Annotated in this window: 13 protein-coding genes; 9 read left to right on the forward strand and 4 right to left on the reverse strand. The window is 71.1% G+C overall.

Annotated features, from left to right (window positions below):
* The first annotated feature begins 87 nt into the window (after positions 1-87).
* The 3 genes from BLV01_RS10525 to BLV01_RS10535 are packed head-to-tail and all read left to right on the forward strand — an operon-like array spanning position 88 to position 3278.
* On the forward strand, positions 88-777 hold the full coding sequence (locus BLV01_RS10525) for an HAD family hydrolase (protein ID WP_091798581.1): 690 nt from the start codon (positions 88-90) through the stop codon (positions 775-777).
* Positions 774-2060 (forward strand): DUF5690 family protein, encoded by a 1287-nt coding sequence (locus tag BLV01_RS10530; RefSeq protein WP_091798584.1) that lies wholly within the window; start codon positions 774-776, stop codon positions 2058-2060. The genes BLV01_RS10525 and BLV01_RS10530 overlap by 4 nt, the downstream gene beginning before the upstream one ends.
* Before the next feature lie 60 nt (positions 2061-2120).
* Positions 2121-3278: a TIGR03364 family FAD-dependent oxidoreductase gene (locus BLV01_RS10535; RefSeq protein WP_091799134.1), complete on the forward strand. Its 1158-nt coding sequence runs from the start codon at positions 2121-2123 to the stop codon at positions 3276-3278.
* Positions 3279-3576: 298 nt separating this feature from the next.
* On the opposite strand, the gene BLV01_RS10540 is transcribed toward BLV01_RS10535, so the two are convergent.
* Positions 3577-4101, reverse strand: a complete 525-nt coding sequence (locus tag BLV01_RS10540; protein WP_139178604.1) for a hypothetical protein — start codon at positions 4099-4101, stop codon at positions 3577-3579.
* A gap of 368 nt (positions 4102-4469) precedes the next feature.
* On the opposite strand from BLV01_RS10540, the gene BLV01_RS10545 reads away from it, so the two are divergent.
* Positions 4470-4961, forward strand: a complete 492-nt coding sequence (locus BLV01_RS10545; protein ID WP_139178605.1) for a hypothetical protein — start codon at positions 4470-4472, stop codon at positions 4959-4961.
* A 27-nt stretch (positions 4962-4988) separates the two neighbouring features.
* Here the strand turns inward: BLV01_RS10545 and BLV01_RS10550 are convergent, their stop codons facing one another.
* Both BLV01_RS10550 and phnF read right to left on the reverse strand, forming a co-directional pair.
* Positions 4989-7142: a tetratricopeptide repeat protein gene (locus BLV01_RS10550; protein WP_139178606.1), complete on the reverse strand. Its 2154-nt coding sequence runs from the start codon at positions 7140-7142 to the stop codon at positions 4989-4991.
* A 328-nt stretch (positions 7143-7470) separates the two neighbouring features.
* Entirely contained in the window at positions 7471-8265 is a 795-nt protein-coding gene (phnF, locus tag BLV01_RS10555; RefSeq protein ID WP_175485854.1) for a phosphonate metabolism transcriptional regulator PhnF, read from the reverse strand.
* 136 nt (positions 8266-8401) lie between these two features.
* On the opposite strand from phnF, the gene BLV01_RS10560 reads away from it, so the two are divergent.
* From BLV01_RS10560 to BLV01_RS10580, 5 genes are all read left to right on the forward strand, one after another.
* On the forward strand, positions 8402-9544 hold the full coding sequence (locus tag BLV01_RS10560; RefSeq protein ID WP_091798595.1) for an alpha-D-ribose 1-methylphosphonate 5-triphosphate diphosphatase: 1143 nt from the start codon (positions 8402-8404) through the stop codon (positions 9542-9544).
* A 1020-nt stretch (positions 9545-10564) separates the two neighbouring features.
* Positions 10565-12811: a TonB-dependent receptor gene (locus tag BLV01_RS10565; protein WP_091798598.1), complete on the forward strand. Its 2247-nt coding sequence runs from the start codon at positions 10565-10567 to the stop codon at positions 12809-12811.
* Positions 12812-12954: 143 nt separating this feature from the next.
* Positions 12955-13638 carry a phosphoribosylglycinamide formyltransferase gene (gene purN, locus BLV01_RS10570; RefSeq protein WP_091798601.1) on the forward strand — a complete coding sequence of 228 codons (684 nt, stop codon included), beginning with the start codon at positions 12955-12957 and terminating at the stop codon, positions 13636-13638.
* 116 nt (positions 13639-13754) lie between these two features.
* Positions 13755-14477 (forward strand): DUF3108 domain-containing protein, encoded by a 723-nt coding sequence (locus BLV01_RS10575; protein WP_091798605.1) that lies wholly within the window; start codon positions 13755-13757, stop codon positions 14475-14477.
* Positions 14477-15166, forward strand: coding sequence for a DUF3108 domain-containing protein (locus tag BLV01_RS10580; RefSeq protein ID WP_091798609.1), 690 nt, complete (start codon positions 14477-14479; stop codon positions 15164-15166). Before BLV01_RS10575 ends, BLV01_RS10580 begins: the two co-directional genes overlap by 1 nt.
* A gap of 176 nt (positions 15167-15342) precedes the next feature.
* On the opposite strand, the gene murA is transcribed toward BLV01_RS10580, so the two are convergent.
* Positions 15343-16599, reverse strand: a complete 1257-nt coding sequence (gene murA, locus BLV01_RS10585) for a UDP-N-acetylglucosamine 1-carboxyvinyltransferase (protein WP_091798612.1) — start codon at positions 16597-16599, stop codon at positions 15343-15345.
* Positions 16600-16650 lie beyond the last annotated feature (51 nt).

Consider the following 16650-nt stretch of genomic DNA (forward strand, 5'->3'; position numbering starts at 1 on the left):
GGTCCACCCGCCTGTCGCCGCCGTGTCATCACCGGGTTGCGCCCGGCGCCGAAGCTCGAGGCCTGTTCCGCAGCGCCTCCGGTTTCCATGGACTACCGCCTCGCCCTGTTCGATATCGCCGGCACCACCGTGTCGGATCCGGGCTTCGTCGCCCAGGCCTTCGTCGGCGCCATGGGCGCCGCCGGCCATCCGATCGACCCGGAGGCCTGCCGGGCGCTGATGGGCTACCGCAAGCCCGAGGCCATCGCCCGCCTGCTCGGCGCGGCGGCCACGCCGGCCAAGGTCGAGGCCATCCACGACGATTTCGTCGCGCGCATGCTGCGCTGCTATCGCGAGCAGCCCGGGGTGGCGCCGTTGCCGGGCGCGGAATCGATCTTCGCCCTGCTGCGCGCGCACGGCATCAAGGTCGCGCTCAACACCGGGTTCTCGCGCGACATCGCGCAGGCCATCCTCACCCGGCTCGGCTGGAGCGAACGCATCGACGCGCTGATCGCCAGCGACGAAGTGCCCGCGGGCCGGCCCGCGCCGTACATGGCGCAGGCGCTGCTGCGCCGCTTCGGCATCGACGACGCGCGCCAGTTGGTCAAGATCGGCGACACCGAGGTCGACATCGGCGAAGGCCGCAACGCCGGCGCCGGGCTGGTGGTGGCGGTGACCACCGGCGCTTTCTCCCGCGCCGAACTGGAACCCTACGCGCCCGACGCCATCGTCGATTCGCTGTTCGAACTGCCGGCGCTGCTCGGCATCGACGCCGTCGCCCGCGACGACGCCGCATGAAACCCGCCGCCGCGACGCCGCTGCCGCAGTGGCAGCTGACCCTGCTCGCCGGCGGCGCGGCGCTGCTGGCCTACGCCAGCATGTACGCGTTCCGCAAACCGTTCGCGGCGGCGTCGTTCCACGGCCAGCACTGGCTGGAGGTGGACTACAAGGTCTGGCTGGTGGTGGCGCAGATCCTGGGCTACATGTGCAGCAAGTTCCTCGGCATCGGCGTGATCGGCGGCCTGCGCCGCGAGCGCCGCGCGCCGCTGATGCTGGCGCTGATCGGCAGCGCGTGGCTGGCGCTGCTGGGGTTCGCGCTGGTGCCGGCGCCCTGGAACATCGCCTTCTTGTTCCTCAACGGCCTGCCGCTGGGCATGGTCTGGGGCCTGGTCTTCAGCTACCTGGAAGGCCGCCGCACCACCGAGGCGATGGGCGCGATCCTGGCCTCGAGCTTCATCATGGCCTCCGGAATCGTGAAGAGCGTCGGCAAGTGGCTGCTGCTGTCGGGCGTCAGCGAATTCTGGATGCCGTTCCTGACCGGCCTGCTGTTCCTGCCGCCGCTGCTGATCGCGCTGCGCCTGCTCGAACGCGTGCCCGAACCCGACGCCGCCGACCGCGCCGCGCGCAGCCGGCGCCTGCCGATGAGCCGCGCTGAGCGGCGCGCGTTCGTGCGCCGGTTCCTGCCGGGGCTGGCGCTGATGATCGGCTGCTACGTGGCGCTGACCGTGGTGCGCGATTTTCGCGACAACTTCGAGGCGGAGCTGTTCGCGGACCTGGGCTACGGCAACAACGCGGGCGTGTTCGCCCTGATCGAAACGCCGGTCGCGTTGGCCGTTCTCGCGTTGACCGCGGGGCTGACGTGGTTCCGCGACAACCTGCGCGGCCTGATGGCGCTGCACGCGCTGATGTTCGCCGGCTTGCTGGTCGCCGGCATCGCCACCCTCGCCTTCCGCGCCGGCGCGCTGCCGCCGCTGTGGTGGCTGGCCCTGGTCGGCTTCGGCCTTTATCTGGCGTATGTGCCGTTCAACTGCGTGTTCTACGAGCGCCTGATCGCGACCTTCCGCGTCGCCGGCAACGTCGGCTTCCTGATGTACCTGTCCGACGCCTTCGGCTACCTGGGCAGCGTCGCGGTGCTGCTGGCCAAGGAATTCTCCGGCCTGCAGCTGTCGTGGACCGACTTCTTCGCCCACATCGTGCTCGCCCTGAGCGCGCTCGGCGGCGCCTGCCTGCTGGCCTCGGCCGCGTACTTCCACCATCGCGCCGGCCGCCGCGGCCGCGCGCCGGCGCTGGCGCCGGCCTGAGCGGGCGCTCGCGCCGCGCGTCCGCAGCCGCTTCCACCACTCCGCATGAACAACACCCGCATGAACAACCGTGATTCCGCCCTCGTCGTCGGCGCCGGCATCGTCGGCCTGGCCATCGCCCGCGCGCTCGCCGTGCGCGGCCACCGCGTCACCGTGCTGGAGCGCTACGACCGCGCGGTCGGCGCCTCGGTGCGCAACTTCGGCATGATCTGGCCGATCGGCGTGACCAACGGCGCCGCCTACCAGCGCGCGCTGCGCTCGCGCGCGATCTGGCAGGAGGTGATCGACGGCGCCAAGCTGTGGCACGACCCCTGCGGTTCGCTGCACGTGGCGTACGCGCAGGACGAATTCGACGTGCTGGCGCAGTACGCCGAGGCCAACCGCGCGCTGCGGCCGTGCGCGCTGCTCGGCCGCGACGAGGCGCTGGCGAAATCGCCGGCGCTGGTCGCCGACGGCCTGCGCGGCGCGCTGTTCAACCGCGACGAGTTGCTGGTCGATCCGCGCGAGGCGCTCGCCGCGCTGCCGGGCTATCTGCACGAACGCTACGGCGTCGAGTTCCATTGGCGCACGCCGGTCACTTCGGTGGAGACCGGCCGCGCGCATTCGGGCACGCGCCGGTTCGAGGCCGACCGGGTGTTCGTGTGCAGCGGCCCGGAGTTCGAACAACTGTTCCCGCAGCTGTACGCGGCCGCGCCGCTGACCCGCTGCAAGCTGCAGATGCTGCGGCTGGCGCCGCCGGCCGACGGCCTGCGCCTGGGCGCGGCGCTGTGCGGCGGGCTGTCGCTGGTGCACTACGCCGGTTTCCAGCAGGCCGCCGACGTGGCGCCGCTGCGCGCGCGCTACCAGGCCCAGTACGGCGAGCTGATCGAACTGGGCATCCACGTGATGGCCGCGCAGAACGGCCGCGGCGAGATCACCGTCGGCGATTCGCACGCCTACGCCCACACCCACGACCCGTTCGACGAACAGGCGATCAACGCGCGCGTGCTCGACTACCTCGGCGGCTTCCTGCGCCTGCGCGAGCCGCGTGCGCTGCAGACCTGGCACGGCATCTATCCCAAGCTCACCGACGGCAGCAGCGAGTTCGTCGCCGAGCCCGCGCCGGGCGTGACCGTCGTCAACGCGGTCGGTGGCGGCGGGCTGGGCATGACCCTGAGCTTCGGCCTGGCCGAGGAGATCGTCGACGGCCGCTACGGCGCGGTGCGCCGCGCGGCCTGAGCGGCGCGCGCCGGGCGCGGCGTCGCGCCGCGCCGGCAAGTCCATGCGCGGGCCATGGCGGCCTGACCCGCCATGGCCCGCGCCGTCCGGTTCGCTGGCTCCCCCGTCGAACCGTCCGCACCCACGACGCCGCGCGCGCTGCGCGCCGGCGAGCGCCGCGCCGGACCATCCCTGGCCGGCGCGGGGCGGGCGGCACGTCCCTGTGCCTGGCGCTCCGTCCGCCGCGTCCGCGTCCGGTCCGTGCGGCCCCGCGCGGGGCCCCGGAACGGCGCGGCGGCGCGGAGCCTTGCGCGGGGGCTTACCTGCCCCCTTCCACGACCGAACCGGGCATCGATTCGATCGTCTTGATCAGCAGTTCGTGCTCGCGCATGAACTCGCCGATGCGGTACTTCTCGCGCAGTTCGCGCACGCCTGCGTCGTAGTTGCGCACCGCCTCGATGCTCCAGTTGCCGCGGTCGATCGGGCCGCTGCCCTCGGGGCTGGCCACGGCCATGCCGCTGAAGCCGGCGTGGCGCTGGCACAGGCCGACGCCCGGGTTGGGGTTGTACTGCCAGCCCTGGCCGGTCATGGCGTTGTACTGGGCCAGGCAGTCGGCGTACTCGTAGGCGGCGATGAAGTGGAAATCCCACTGCCCGGTGCTGTTGTTCCAGCGCCGCACGTGCACGGTGTAGGCGTAGTAGCCGCCCCACGGCCCCGGCGACGGCACCGGGTTGGTCGTGTGGATGACGGTGGTGCCGCCGAGCATGCGCGCCGAGGCCGGCGCGGCGGTGCCCAGGCCGACGGCGGCGATCAACGCGGCCGGTGCGAGCCAATGGCGAATCATCGTGAAGCTCCTCCCCTTGCGGTGAATGGTGGACGACGACGGTGGCGGCGATGGCGCGGCGCGGAGCGGCGGTCCCCACCGCCGTGCGTATCGTTGGTGCCAGCCCGCGCCGTCCATTTAGCGCCGTGGCACCGCCGGGGGCGAGGAACAAGCCGGGTGCGAACCGGGACACGGCGGGAACGATTCGGCCGCCGCGCGCGCCGCCCGCGGGCGTAGTGCGTTTGCGGTCACGAAATCAGCGCGGCAGGGGTCAAACTTCGCCGTAAAACGACCCGTTTTGTACCCGCGAATTACTTGGACGCGGTTTGCGGCGGCTCCTAGGCTGGCTCCACATCGCGCTCCCCGCGATGGGCCCAGGAGAACCACCGATGCGCCAGACTTCCAAAGGAATGCTCCGCCATGGCAGCGGCCTCGCCGCGTTCGCCTTCGCCGCCGTCCTGACCGCCGGCAGCGCGTTCGCCCACCAGACCAATCCGCAGTGCTACGTCGACGGCGCGCAGGTGCGCCCGGTGGCGGCGTTCGCGTTCACGTCGCGGCAGGTCGCCAACTTCCATGCCGACCTGATGCGCCGGCCGCCGGGTTCGTGCCCGGCCGGGCCGGGCGGGAATGTGGCGAAGTCGTGCGGCCAGGTCGATCACTGGCACGTCGCCACGATCATGGCCGACGAGTACTGCGCCGGCCTGCAGGGCGCCGCGCGCGCCGCCGGGGGGCGCCCGGTTGCCGAGGTGAACGCGCCGGGCACCTATTTCGGCGACAACCACCATCTCAAGTACACCTATCGCGCCGACAGGCCCAGCGACGTGGTGTTGAGCGGCATGTGCGTGATCTGCATCACCATCCAGGCGCCGCCGTCGAAGTGACGCCGCCGCAACCGCGCCCGCCGCCGCTCAGACCAGCGCGTTGCGGCGGGTGTAGGCCAGCACCGCATCGACATGCCGCTGCAGTTCGCCGCGCACCGTTTCCTCCAGCGCGCACTCGGCCAGCACGTAGTAGCCCGAACGCAGCACGTCGCGCCAGCGCGGCTGGCGCGGCAGCTTGGACAGGCTCAGGTAGCGCTCCATCGCGCGCGCGCGCAGCCGGCCGTCGTCGACGGTGACCCGCCAGATGCGGCTTTTCTCGGCCAGCTCCAGCCGGCCCTGGCCAGTGCTGCGCTCCCAGGCCTCGACCACCGCCAGCATCAGTTCGACCAGGGCGCGGCGGAACGACTGGCGCAGCGCCTCGTCGCCGGAAGCGGCCGGCTCGACGTCCAGCGCCAGGGGCTCGGCCGGCCCGGCGCCGTCGTGGACGAGGTCCGCCGCCGGCTCGGCGACGGCCGCCGCCGCGCGTTGCAGGCCGAGCACCAGCGAGCCCTCGCCCTGCCCGCTCTCGCTCAACTGCCCCTGCAGCCGTTCGCCGCCGAGCGCGAACGCCAGCCGCTGCGGCGCCGAGGATTCCTCCAGCCGTTCCAGCGCCTGGGCGAACCCGCGCGCGTCGTCGGCGCCGAGCAACTCGCCGAAGCCGCGCCCGACCGGCGCGGTCGCGGCGCCGGGCCGCAGCAGTTCGCTGGCGGCGCGGTTGCCGGCGAGCACCTGGCCGGCGCCGTCGAGCACCAGCACCGCGTCCTCGCGGCTGTCCAACGCCGCCTGCAGGCGCGCGCGGTCGACGCCGAGTTCGGCCGCGGCGCGGCGGTAGTAGTCGATCTCCTCGTCCAGGCGCGCGCGCCGCGCCGCCTCGGCGACCCGCGCGCGCTGCTGCCGGCGCAGGAAGAACACGGTCAGCCCCAGCAGCGCGGCCAGCGCCGAGACCACGGTCAGCCACAGCGCGAGCGTGCGCACCTGGTTGCCCGAGGCCAGCGCGGCGATGGTGCGGTCGCGTTCGGCGGTTTCGAAGCGCACCTGCAGCCAGCGCGTCTCGCGGTCGTAGCGGGCTTCGCGCAGCGCCTGCGCGGCGCGCTCGGATTCGCGCAGCGCCGCCATCGCCTGCGGCCATTCGCCCAGCGCCTCGTGCGCGGCGGCCAGCTCGGCCAGCAGCGCCGGGCGGTCGCTGTCGTGCGCGGCCAGCGCGCGCAGCGCGGCGCTGGCGCGCTCGCGCGCCACGCCCGGCAGGCCGCGCAGGCGCGCCACCCGCGCGGCCTGCAACTGCAGCGGCGCCGGCGCGGTCTCGCCCTCGGCGGCGACGACCGCGGCCAGCCCGCTGTCGACCCAGCGCGAGGCCGCGGCGACGTCGCCGCGCAGCAACGCCGCGCGCGCCAGTTCCGCGTCGGTGCGCTGCTGGTACTTGCGGTTGCCGTCCTCGACCATCTGCGCGCGCGCCTGCAGCAACAGCGCCTCGCCGCCGGCCGCATCGCCGCTGTCGAGCAACGCCGCGCCCCAGGATTCCATGGTGTGCGCGGCCTCGATCCGGTTGCCGGCGGCGAGGTGGACATCGCGCGCCTGGCGGTAATAGCGCACTGCGGCGGCGAGGTCGCCCTGGTCGCGGTAGATCTCGGCGAGGTTGTTGAGCGGGCGCGCGGATTCGCCGCCGGGAATCTTGCGCAGCAACGCCAGGCTGGCGGTCTGCGCCTGCAGCGCGCCGCGCACGTCGCCCAGCCGCAGCAGCGCAGCGCCGAGGTTGTTCCAGTTCTTGCCCTGGGCCAGGCGGTCCTCCGAGCGCTCGGCCGCGGCCAGGGCGCGCTTGAACCAGTGCAGCGCCTGCAGCGGGCATTCGCGCCGGAATTCGATCACGCCGCGGCGCCGCGCCAGTTCCTGCGCCGTCGTCGGCCCGGGATCGGCGCCGGCCACCGCTTCGGCGCAGTCCATCGCCCGCGAAGCCTCGGCGTAGCGATGCGTTTCCACCAACGTGCGGTTGCGCTCGTACAACGCCGCGAGCAGCGATGGGTTCGCCGCGCCGGGATTGAGCTCGTATTCGCGCAGGCACTGCGCCGGCTCCGGCAATACCCGCGCCGCCGCTTCGGCGCAGACCGGCGCATCGGCCTGCGTCGAGACACCGGCGGCGGCGGCGCCGCACAGCGTCGCCAGCAACGCGGCCAGCGCCGCCCCTCGCACGAACGATTCCTTGGACACGACCCGCTCCCTGTTCCCCCTGCCGGAAGCTTTGCCGATCCGGGCGCGAAGCGGAAGCGACGCAGGCAGGCGCAGGCCGCGCCGGAACATGAACCAGCGCGCGAGCGATCACATTCGTTATGGACTTCAATCGCAATCGCGCGAATCGGGTGCGAAGCGCACACAATTCGCACACCGCTGTTCAGTGGCGAACGGGCCGGCCTCGGCGCCGGCTCGCGGCGTGGTCGGAAAACCGCCGGCGCGCCGCCGCGCATCGGCGGGAACGGACTTCAGTGCGGCGCGGCATGGCGCCCGGCGCGCGACGAACCGGACTGCGCCCCGGCCCCGCTCAAGCTTCGTTGGTGACCATCAGCTGCACCCAATCCCCGGCGAACGAGGTCACCCCGAACTGCACCGGCGCGCCCTGGGTGTCGACATTGAGCGAATGCACGCACAGCACCGGCCGCCGCGTGGATTGGCCGAGCACGCGCGCGACTTCGGCCGCGGGCAGCCGCGCCATCACCGCGGTGTGCTTGCGCAGGTAGTCGCGCACGCCGAACTCTGCCAGGGTGCGGGTCACAGAGAGCTTGTCCGCGAACACCTTGTCCAGCCCGGGAAACCGCGCGGCCGGGAACCAGGCCTGGCTGTGGTCGACCGTGCGTCCCTCGACCTCGCTGGAATACACCACCCGATGCACGCGCTCGCCCGCGAGCAGGCCCAGCGAGCGCGCCACCAGCCGCGGCGGCGCCTGGGTGCCGGCCTCGATCAGGCGATAGCGGCTTTCCACGTTGAGATCGTGCATCGCCTTGCCGAAGCGGGTGCGCCGGCCGATCGGGTAGTGGTACGGATGCTCCTGCACGAAGCTGCCGCGGCCGGTCTCGGTGCGCAGGAAGCCGCGTTCCTCCAGCGCCTCGATCGCGCGGCGCACGGTGTGGCGGTTGACGCCGAAACGCTTGGCCAGATCGAACGCGGACGGCAGCTTGTCGCCTTCGCTGAGCTGGCCGGCGCGGATGTCCTTGAGCAGCGCGGTCTCGATCTGCTGCCACAGCGGCATCGCGGCGTCGCGCTGGGCCGGCTCCGGGGCGGCCGGCTCGCACGCGGCCTGCCCGGCAACGGTGCGCTGTGCGGCGGCGGGGGATGTCATACAACCTCCATCTGCACTTGGTTCACTAGACAGGTCGCATCGCGCGTCCGTCCCCATCAGAACCCGCCGGCGTTGCATGACGGTGACAAGCGCCGATCCATCCGTCCACCGCTCGCCCGTCCGTCGCCGCGCCCGAATGCCCCTGCACGAACTGCTGCTCGACAACGCCCGCCTGGTCCTGCCCGACCGCATCGTCCACGGCCACCTGCGCGTGGCCGACGGCGTGATCCGGGAGATCGGCGAAGGCCGCCTGCGCACGCCGGCGGCGCGCGACTGCGAGGGCGACTACCTGCTACCGGGGCTGGTCGAACTGCACACCGACAATCTGGAAAAGCACCTGCTGCCTCGGCCCGGCGCGCATTGGCCGGCGGCCGCGGCGGTGCGCGCGCACGATGCGCAACTGCTCGCCGCCGGCATCGCCACCGCGCTCAACGCGATCTCGGTCGGCGAGGAAGAAGCCGAGCAGGCGGTCGACCCGCAAACCGTGCTGGCCGCGCTCGCCCAGGCGCGCGCGGACGGCGGCCTGCGCATCGAACACGCCGTGCACCTGCGCTGCGAACTGCCCTGCCCCGATCTTCCGCAGCGCCTGCAGCCCTTGCTCGGCGCGCCGCAGCTGCGGCTGCTGTCGCTGATGGACCACACCCCGGGCCAGCGCCAGTTCCACGACCTCGAACGCTACCGCGCCTACAGCGCGCGCCACGGCACCGCCCGCGACGACGCCGGCTTTCGCGCCCACGTCCGCCACCTGCAGGACCTGCAGCACCGCCACGCCGCCGGCCACCGCCGCCTGGTGCTGGCGATGGCGCGCGAACGCGGCCTGCCGCTGGCCAGCCACGACGATTCCGACCTCGGCCACATCGCCGAAGCGGTCGAAGCCGGCGCGCGCATCGCCGAATTCCCGGTCAACCTCGCCACCGCCCTGGCCGCGCGTGCGGCCGGCCTGAGCGTGCTGGCCGGCGCGCCGAACCTGGTGCGCGGCGGCTCGCACAGCGGCAACGTCGCCGCGAGCGAGTTGGCGCGCGCCGGCGCGCTCGACGCGCTGTCCTCCGACTACGTTCCCGCCAGCCTGCTGTTGGCCGCCTTCCAGCTCGGCGCCTGGGAGGCCATCGGCCTGCCGCGCGCGGTGGCGATGGTGACCCACGCCCCCGCGCGCGCCGCCGGTTACGACGACCGCGGCGCGCTGGCGGCCGGGCAGCGCGCCGATGTGTTGCGGGTGCGGGTGGTGCGGGGGTTTCCGCAACTGGAGGCGGTGTGGATCGCGGGGCAGCGGCGTTATTGATCCGGGGCGTTCGTTGCTTGGTTGGGCTGCGTTCGGCTTGCGATCCTCGGTGCTGTTGCCCTTGCTGTTGCTGTTGCCCTTGCTGTTGCTGTTGCCCTTGCTGTTGCTCTTTCCTTTGCCGTTCGCCCTGACGCAGCCCCGCCCGAGGCCCACGTTCCGCAGACCCGGAGGGCGCGCGCATGGATGCGCGCGTGCGCCGTAGGGGCAGGATGCCCCTTACGGCGCATCCCCGCGCCGGGTGCTGGACCTAGTGGCTCGTGACTTTAGACAAGCGTTTTTCTTTGGTTACTTTCTTTTGGCGCGCTGCCAAAAGAAAGTAACTCGGCCGCTTGCGGACGAAAGCTGTTGATTGTCGCTTGTCGTCGCTCGTCAACGACGGCAGTGCAGTTGCGTATCCGACTGTAGGAGCGGCGCGAGCCGCGACCGCGACAACGCAGCTACGACGAAACGTTCGCAATCGCTGCGATGGCACGGTCGCGGCTCGCGCCGCTCCTACAGGGGGCGTGCCGCGGTGGGTTCGGCTTTTACTGTGCGTCCGCCTGACGACAAGCGAAGATCCAAAGCTTCCGTCCGCAAGCGGCCGGGTCACTTTCTTTGTCCAAAGCCACAAAGAAAGTAACCAAAGAAAAGGCATTGCTGTTTCGAATCAAGAGCCACTAGGTCCAGCACCGGGCGCGGGGCCGCGCCATAAGGGGCATCCTGCCCCATGGCGCGCGTGCGCATCCATGCGCACGCCCTACGGGGCTGCGGAACATATTCTTCGCGTGGAGTTTCGTCCGAGCGAACGGCAACGACAAAAACAACAACTCAGCAACAGCCACGGCCGTAGCAACGGCAACGAAAGTATCGCCCTCCGTCGCCAACGCCCATTCAGCCCTCACCATCCTTCGCTTCCACCCGCCAATCCCCCGAAGCACTAGACAGGTACTCCACGCAGTCCGCATCGCGCGCCCGCGCCTTCATATCGCCTCGTTGTAATGCCGCCCCATCGCCCCCGCGGCGCGCATTCCACGAGATCCCATGACCGCCCCCACCCGTACTCCCCTGGCGCTGGCCCTGTTCGCCGTGCTGCCCCTGGCCGGCCACGCCGCCGCGCCTGCGGCCGATGCGGCCGCCGCCGGCGCGCCGCTGGATCGCGGCGACGCCGCCACGCTCGATACGATCTCGGTGATCGGCCACCGCGAAACCCGCCAGGTCCAGCGCATCGGCCAGATCGAACTGCAGGCGGTCGCGCCCGGCACCAATCCGGTCAAAGTGTTGGAGAAGCTGCCCGGCGTGCATTTCGTCAGCGCCGATCCGTGGGGCAGCTACGAATGGTCGAACCGCATCGCCATCCGCGGTTTCGCCCAGAACCAGCTCGGCTACGCGCTCGACGACATCCCGCTCGGCGACAATAGCTACGCCAACAACAACGGCCTCTCGCCCAACCGCGCGATCCTGCCGGAGAACGTGGCCGAACTCGAACTCGCCCAGGGCGCCGGCGCGCTGCGCATTCCCTCCACCAGCAACCTCGGCGGTGCGCTGTTGCTGCATTCGGCCGATCCGTCCGCCGAGTTCGGCGCGCGCGCCGGCCTGGCGTTCGGCGACAACGCCACCCTGCGCAGCTTCGTGCGCGTGGACACCGGCGAGCGCAACGGTTTCAGCGCCTACGTCTCCGGCATGCGCAACGAAGCCGACCGCTGGAAGGGTGCGGGCGTGCAGGAACAGCAGCAGTTCAACGGCAAGGCCGTGTACCAGTGGGACCAGGGCCGCGTCGCGCTGTGGCTGTCGACCTCGCGCCGCAACGAGACCGACGATCCGGATCTCTCGCTCGACCTGATCCGCCGCTGCGGCTACGGCTGGGACAACTACGCGCCCGACTGGCAACGCGCGCTCGACGCCGCCAACGGCCGCTTCAGCGGTTGCGTCAAGACCAAGGACGACGCCTATTACCTGGCCCGCGGCCTGCGCGACGACGACCTGGCGGCGCTGTCGGGCGAATTCGACCTGAGCGACGCGCTGCGCCTCAACGCCACCGGCTATTACCACCGCAATCAAGGACAGGGCCACTGGTTCACCCCGTACATCAACTCGCCGACGATTCCGATGGCACTGCGCATCACCAGCTACGACATCGAACGCAGCGGCCTCAACGCGCGCCTGAGCTACACCGTGGGCCAACACACGCTTGAAGGCGGGGTGTGGTTCGAGGACAGCGCGCACGGCGCCGGCCGCAGCTTCGTCGACATCGACGGCCCGATCGACGACCAGCGCTTCTTCGATCAGGACGAGTTCGCCCAGCGTCTGTTCCGCCAGCGCTTCGACACCCGCACCCGCCAGTGGTACCTGCAGGACACGATGCGGCTGTTCGACGAGCGCCTGACCGTCAACGCCGGTTTCAAGGGCCAGGACGTGGTCACCGACGGCACGGTGGTGGTGCCCGGCCGCGCCGGCGGCCGCCTGGGCGCGCGCGACAGTTTCCTGCCGCAGCTGGGCGTGGCCTGGCAGTTGAACGAACGCAGCGACGTGTTCGCCAACTACGCCGAAAACCAGGCCGCGTTCCGCCCCGGCGTCAACGGCGCCTGGTCGCTGACCCAGGCCTCCTTCGACCTCAGCCGCGACCGCGCCAGGCCCGAGCAGTCGCAAACCCTGGAGCTGGGCTGGCGCTACGGCGACGACCGCTACCAGCTCTCCACCACGGTCTACGGGGTGAACTTCGAGGACCGGCAACTGGTGATCGTGCCCTGCCCGGGCGTGGTCAGCTGCCCGAACCAGTTCGCCAACGTCGGCAAGGCGCGCACCCTCGGCGGCGAGGTCGCGTTCGTGTGGACGCCGGCCGAACGCGTGCGCTGGCTGGCCAGCTACGCCTACAACGATTCGCAGTACCGCTCCGACTACGTCGCCGGCGGCCAGCGCGTGCCGGTGCGCGGCAAGCGGATGGTCGACACGCCCAAGCAGTTGTTCGCGACCGAACTGAGCTACGGCATCGGCGATGTCGAACTGCGCCTGGGCGGCAAGTACACCGGCAAGCGCTACTACACCTACAGCAACGACGCCGGGACCGATGCGTTCTGGCTGTGGGACGCCGGGGTGAACTGGAACCGGCGCGACCTGGGCCGGATCAAGTCGCTGCGGGTCGGGCTCAACGTCTACAACCTGCTCGACAAGACCTACATCGCCACCCTCGGCAGCAACGGCTTTCGCGACTACGACCCGCAGGGGACGTTCCAGACCCTGCTGACCGGCGCGCCGCGGCAGTGGTTCGTGTCGATGGATGCGCAGTTCTGAGGACGGCGGCCGCGGCGCCCGCGGGCGCCGCGGCCCGAGGCGAACCGCGCGGGATCGGGACCGGCCGCCCGGCCCACGCCCCGCCCCACCGCGATCCCGCGGATCGCCTAAAATGCCCCACCGCTCCCACGGCTCCGCCCGCAATGCCCCAGCCGCTTCCCCGCATCGCCGTCCTCGCATCGGGCCGCGGCAGCAACCTGCAGGCCGTGCTCGACGCGATCGCCGCCGGCACCCTGGCCGGCGAGGTGGTCGGGGTGTTCTCCGACAAGCCCGCCGCGGCGGCCCTGCAACGGGTCGCGCCGGCGCGGCGCTGGTCGGCCGCGGCCAAGGCCTACCCCAGCCGCGAGGCGTTCGACGCCGACCTGGCCGAGGCCGTCGCCGCCGCGCGCCCGGACTGGATCCTCTGCGCCGGCTACCTGCGCATCCTCGGCCACGCCTTCGTCGAGCGCTTCCGCGGCCGCATGATCAACATCCACCCCTCGCTGCTGCCCAAGTACCGCGGCCTGCACACCCACGCGCGGGCGATCGAGGCCGGCGACGGCGAGCACGGCGCCAGCGTGCATTTCGTCATTCCCGAGCTGGACGCCGGCACGGTGATCGCACAGGCCGTGGTGCCGGTGCATGCCGGCGATACGCCGGAAACCCTGGCCGAACGTGTCCTGGGCGTGGAACACCCGCTGCTGCTGGCGGTCATGCGCCTGGCCACCTCGGGCCGACTGGCTGAACACGGCGCAACCGTCCAGGTCGATGGTCATCCGCTATTTACGCCGCTGCGTTTAGATTGCGCCGGCCGTCTGACCGATCCCGTCAGCGGCGTCGCGGCCTGAAACCGCGGCCGCGCCCAGGCGCGGCGAGTCCGACCCGCACGCCCTACCCGCAACAACGACCGCAACGCCGCACCTCCCCTTTCGCGCCTTGCGCACCAGGACCCGCCCGCGTCGCCATGAAGCCCTTCCTGCCCCTGCTGCTGGCCGCGCTGACGGGCGCGGCCGCGCCCACCAGCGCGCTGGCGCTGGAACCGTTCGTGGCCAATTACCAGGTGTTCAACGGCGGCAAGGCGCTCGGCGACGCCACCATGCAGGTCAAGCCCGAGGGCGGCGGCCACTGGCGCATCGACCTGGACATCCGCGCCGAGCACGGCATGATGAGCCTGGCCGGCGCCGCCGCGCAGCAGACCACGGTGTTCGACGTGGTCGGCGACGCCTACCGGCCGCTGAGTCAGAAGATGGTGCGCAAGGTGCTGTTCTCCAAGCGCGTGATCGACGGCAACTACGACTGGAGCCAGCGCAGCGCGCAGTGGACCGGCGACGTCAAGGAACACCGGCGCAAACCGATCCCGCTGCAGGACGGCGACATGAGCGGGCTGCTGATCAACCTCGCCGTGGTCCGCGACGCCCAGCCCGGCAAGACGCTGAGTTACCGGTTCGTCGATTCCGGACGCGCCCGCCCGCACCAATATGTGGTGCAGCAGGAGCTGGAAGGCGTCAAGATCGACGACATGAGCTTCAACGCGATGCGCGTCAACCGCGTGCAGAGCGGCAACGAGGAGACCTCGATCTGGGTGGTGGACGGCGTCCCGACCCCGGTCCGCATCCTGCAACGCGAAGACGGCCAGGACACCTACGATCTGCGCCTGGTCGAATACAAAGGAGTCAACGAACAATGATGACCACGAAGTCCGCAAACTTTTTCCGCATGGCCGCCCTGGCCGGCGCCCTGGCCGCGTTCAGCGCGCCGGCGCTCGCGGTCAAGCCGTTCAGCGCCGACTATTCGGCCAGCTACATGGGCATGCAGGGCGCCGGCCGCATGACCGTGTCCCAGGCCGACGGCAACCGCTGGAAGTACGAGCTGTCGATCACCAGCCCGCTGGCCGAGCTGCGCCAGACCACCACCTTCGACGAGGCCGGCGGCAAGCTGCGCCCGCTCAGCGGCAGCGACACCAGCAAGGTGCTGACCAAGAAGAAGAACGTCAACGCCAGCTACGACTGGTCGCGCGGCGTGGCCACCTGGAGCGGCGACATCAAGCCCGACCGCTCCGGCCCGATCAAGCTGCAGAGCGGCGACCTCGACGGCCTGCTGGTCAACCTGGCGATCGTGCGCGACACCGTCGCCGGCAAGCCGATGAGCTACCGCATGGTCGAAGACGGCAAGGTCAAGGAATTGAGCTACAGCGTGGTCGGCAAGGAAGCGATCACGGTCGGCGGCAAGTCGCAGCAGGCGACCAAGGTCTCGAGCAAGAACGGCGACAAGGAAACCATCGCCTGGGTCGTCGCCGACGTGCCGGTGCCGGTGCGCATCCTGCAGCGCGAGAACGGCAGCGACGCGATCGACCTGCGGGTGCAGGCGGTGCGCTGAGGCCGCCTCCAGGCCGACCACGAAAAAGCCCCGCGTTCGCGGGGCTTTTTCGTTTCTGTGGAGCCTTCCGCGGGAGGGCCTTCAGGCCCGGTGCTTTTGTTTCGGATCGCGGCGATCGGATCGAAAGGCATCGGGCCGGAAGGCCCTGCCACAAGAGCCGAAGCCCTGGAGCCGAATCAATCGACCCGGCGGATCTTCGCCCCCAGCCCCGACAGCTTCTGCTCGATGTTCTCGTAGCCGCGGTCGAGGTGGTAGATGCGATCGATCGTGGTCTCGCCCTGCGCCACCAGCCCGGCCAGGATCAGGCAGGCCGAGGCGCGCAGGTCGGTCGCCATCACCGGCGCGCCGCTGAGCTTGGCGACGCCGCGCACCACCGCGGTGTGGCCGTCGACGCGGATGTCGGCGCCCAGGCGCAGCAGTTCGTTGACGTGCATGAAGCGGTTTTCGAAGATCGTCTCGTTGATCACGCCGGCGCCTTCGGCGGTGCTGTTGAGCGCCATGAACTGCGCCTGCATGTCGGTCGGGAACGCCGGGTACGGCGCGGTCACCAGATCCACGGCGCGCGCGCGGCGGCCGCCCATGTCCAGGGTGATGCGGTCGCCGTCGACGTCGATCTTGGCGCCGGCGTCGCGCAGCTTGTCGAGCACCGAATCCAGGGTGTCGGCGCGGCTGCCGGTGACGGTGACGCGGCCGCCGGTCATCGCCGCGGCGACCAGGAAGGTGCCGGTCTCGATCCGGTCGGGCAGCACGTCGTGGCTGCCGCCGTGCAGTTTTTCGACGCCGTGGACCACGATCCGGCCGCTGCCGGCGTTCTCGATGCGCGCGCCCAGGGCGTTGAGGCAATCGGCCAGGTCGACCACCTCCGGCTCCATCGCCGCGTTCTCCAGCACGCTGGTGCCCTCGGCCAGGGCTGCGGCCATGAGCACGTTCTCGGTGCCAGTCACGCTCACCACGTCGAAGACGAAGCGCGCGCCCTTGAGCCGGCCGTTGCTGTGCGCCTTGATGTAGCCGTTCTCGACCACGATCTCCGCGCCGAGCGCCTGCAGGCCCTTGATGTGCTGGTCCACCGGACGCGAGCCGATCGCGCAACCGCCCGGCAGCGACACTTCGGCCTGGCCGTACTTGGCCAGCAGCGGGCCGAGCACCAGCACCGAGGCGCGCATGGTCTTGACCAGTTCGTACGGCGCGACGTGGCTGTTGACCGTGGTCGGGTCGACCGTGATCGAGGCGCCTTCGCTGCTGACGCCGGCGCCGAGTTCGCCCAGCAGCTTGGCCGTGGTCAGCACGTCGTGCAGGCGCGGCACGTTGCGGATGGTCACCGGCGCATCGGCCAGCAAGGTCGCGCACAGGATCGGCAGGACGGCGTTCTTGGCGCCGGAAATCTGGACCTCGCCGTTGAGCGGCTGGCCGCCTTGCACCACGATTTTTTGCATTGACGGATTCGCTGAAGTCGAAAGAAGAAGAGTCGAAAGGGCAAGCGCGAG

This window comes from Lysobacter sp. yr284, from assembly GCF_900107375.1.
Taxonomy (GTDB): Bacteria; Pseudomonadota; Gammaproteobacteria; order Xanthomonadales; family Xanthomonadaceae; genus Lysobacter.

Bases quoted from the DNA above. Each gene is read 5' to 3' on its own strand.
- BLV01_RS10525 (WP_091798581.1), top strand. From the start codon at position 88: ATGGACTACCGCCTCGCCCTGTTCGATATCGCCGGCACCACCGTGTCG.
- BLV01_RS10530 (WP_091798584.1), top strand. From the start codon at position 774: ATGAAACCCGCCGCCGCGACGCCGCTGCCGCAGTGGCAGCTGACCCTG.
- BLV01_RS10535 (WP_091799134.1), top strand. From the start codon at position 2,121: ATGAACAACCGTGATTCCGCCCTCGTCGTCGGCGCCGGCATCGTCGGC.
- BLV01_RS10540 (WP_139178604.1), bottom strand. From the start codon at position 4,101: ATGATTCGCCATTGGCTCGCACCGGCCGCGTTGATCGCCGCCGTCGGC.
- BLV01_RS10545 (WP_139178605.1), top strand. From the start codon at position 4,470: ATGCGCCAGACTTCCAAAGGAATGCTCCGCCATGGCAGCGGCCTCGCC.
- phnF (WP_175485854.1), bottom strand. From the start codon at position 8,265: ATGACATCCCCCGCCGCCGCACAGCGCACCGTTGCCGGGCAGGCCGCG.
- BLV01_RS10560 (WP_091798595.1), top strand. From the start codon at position 8,402: ATGCCCCTGCACGAACTGCTGCTCGACAACGCCCGCCTGGTCCTGCCC.
- BLV01_RS10565 (WP_091798598.1), top strand. From the start codon at position 10,565: ATGACCGCCCCCACCCGTACTCCCCTGGCGCTGGCCCTGTTCGCCGTG.
- purN (WP_091798601.1), top strand. From the start codon at position 12,955: ATGCCCCAGCCGCTTCCCCGCATCGCCGTCCTCGCATCGGGCCGCGGC.
- BLV01_RS10575 (WP_091798605.1), top strand. From the start codon at position 13,755: ATGAAGCCCTTCCTGCCCCTGCTGCTGGCCGCGCTGACGGGCGCGGCC.
- BLV01_RS10580 (WP_091798609.1), top strand. From the start codon at position 14,477: ATGACCACGAAGTCCGCAAACTTTTTCCGCATGGCCGCCCTGGCCGGC.
- murA (WP_091798612.1), bottom strand. From the start codon at position 16,599: ATGCAAAAAATCGTGGTGCAAGGCGGCCAGCCGCTCAACGGCGAGGTC.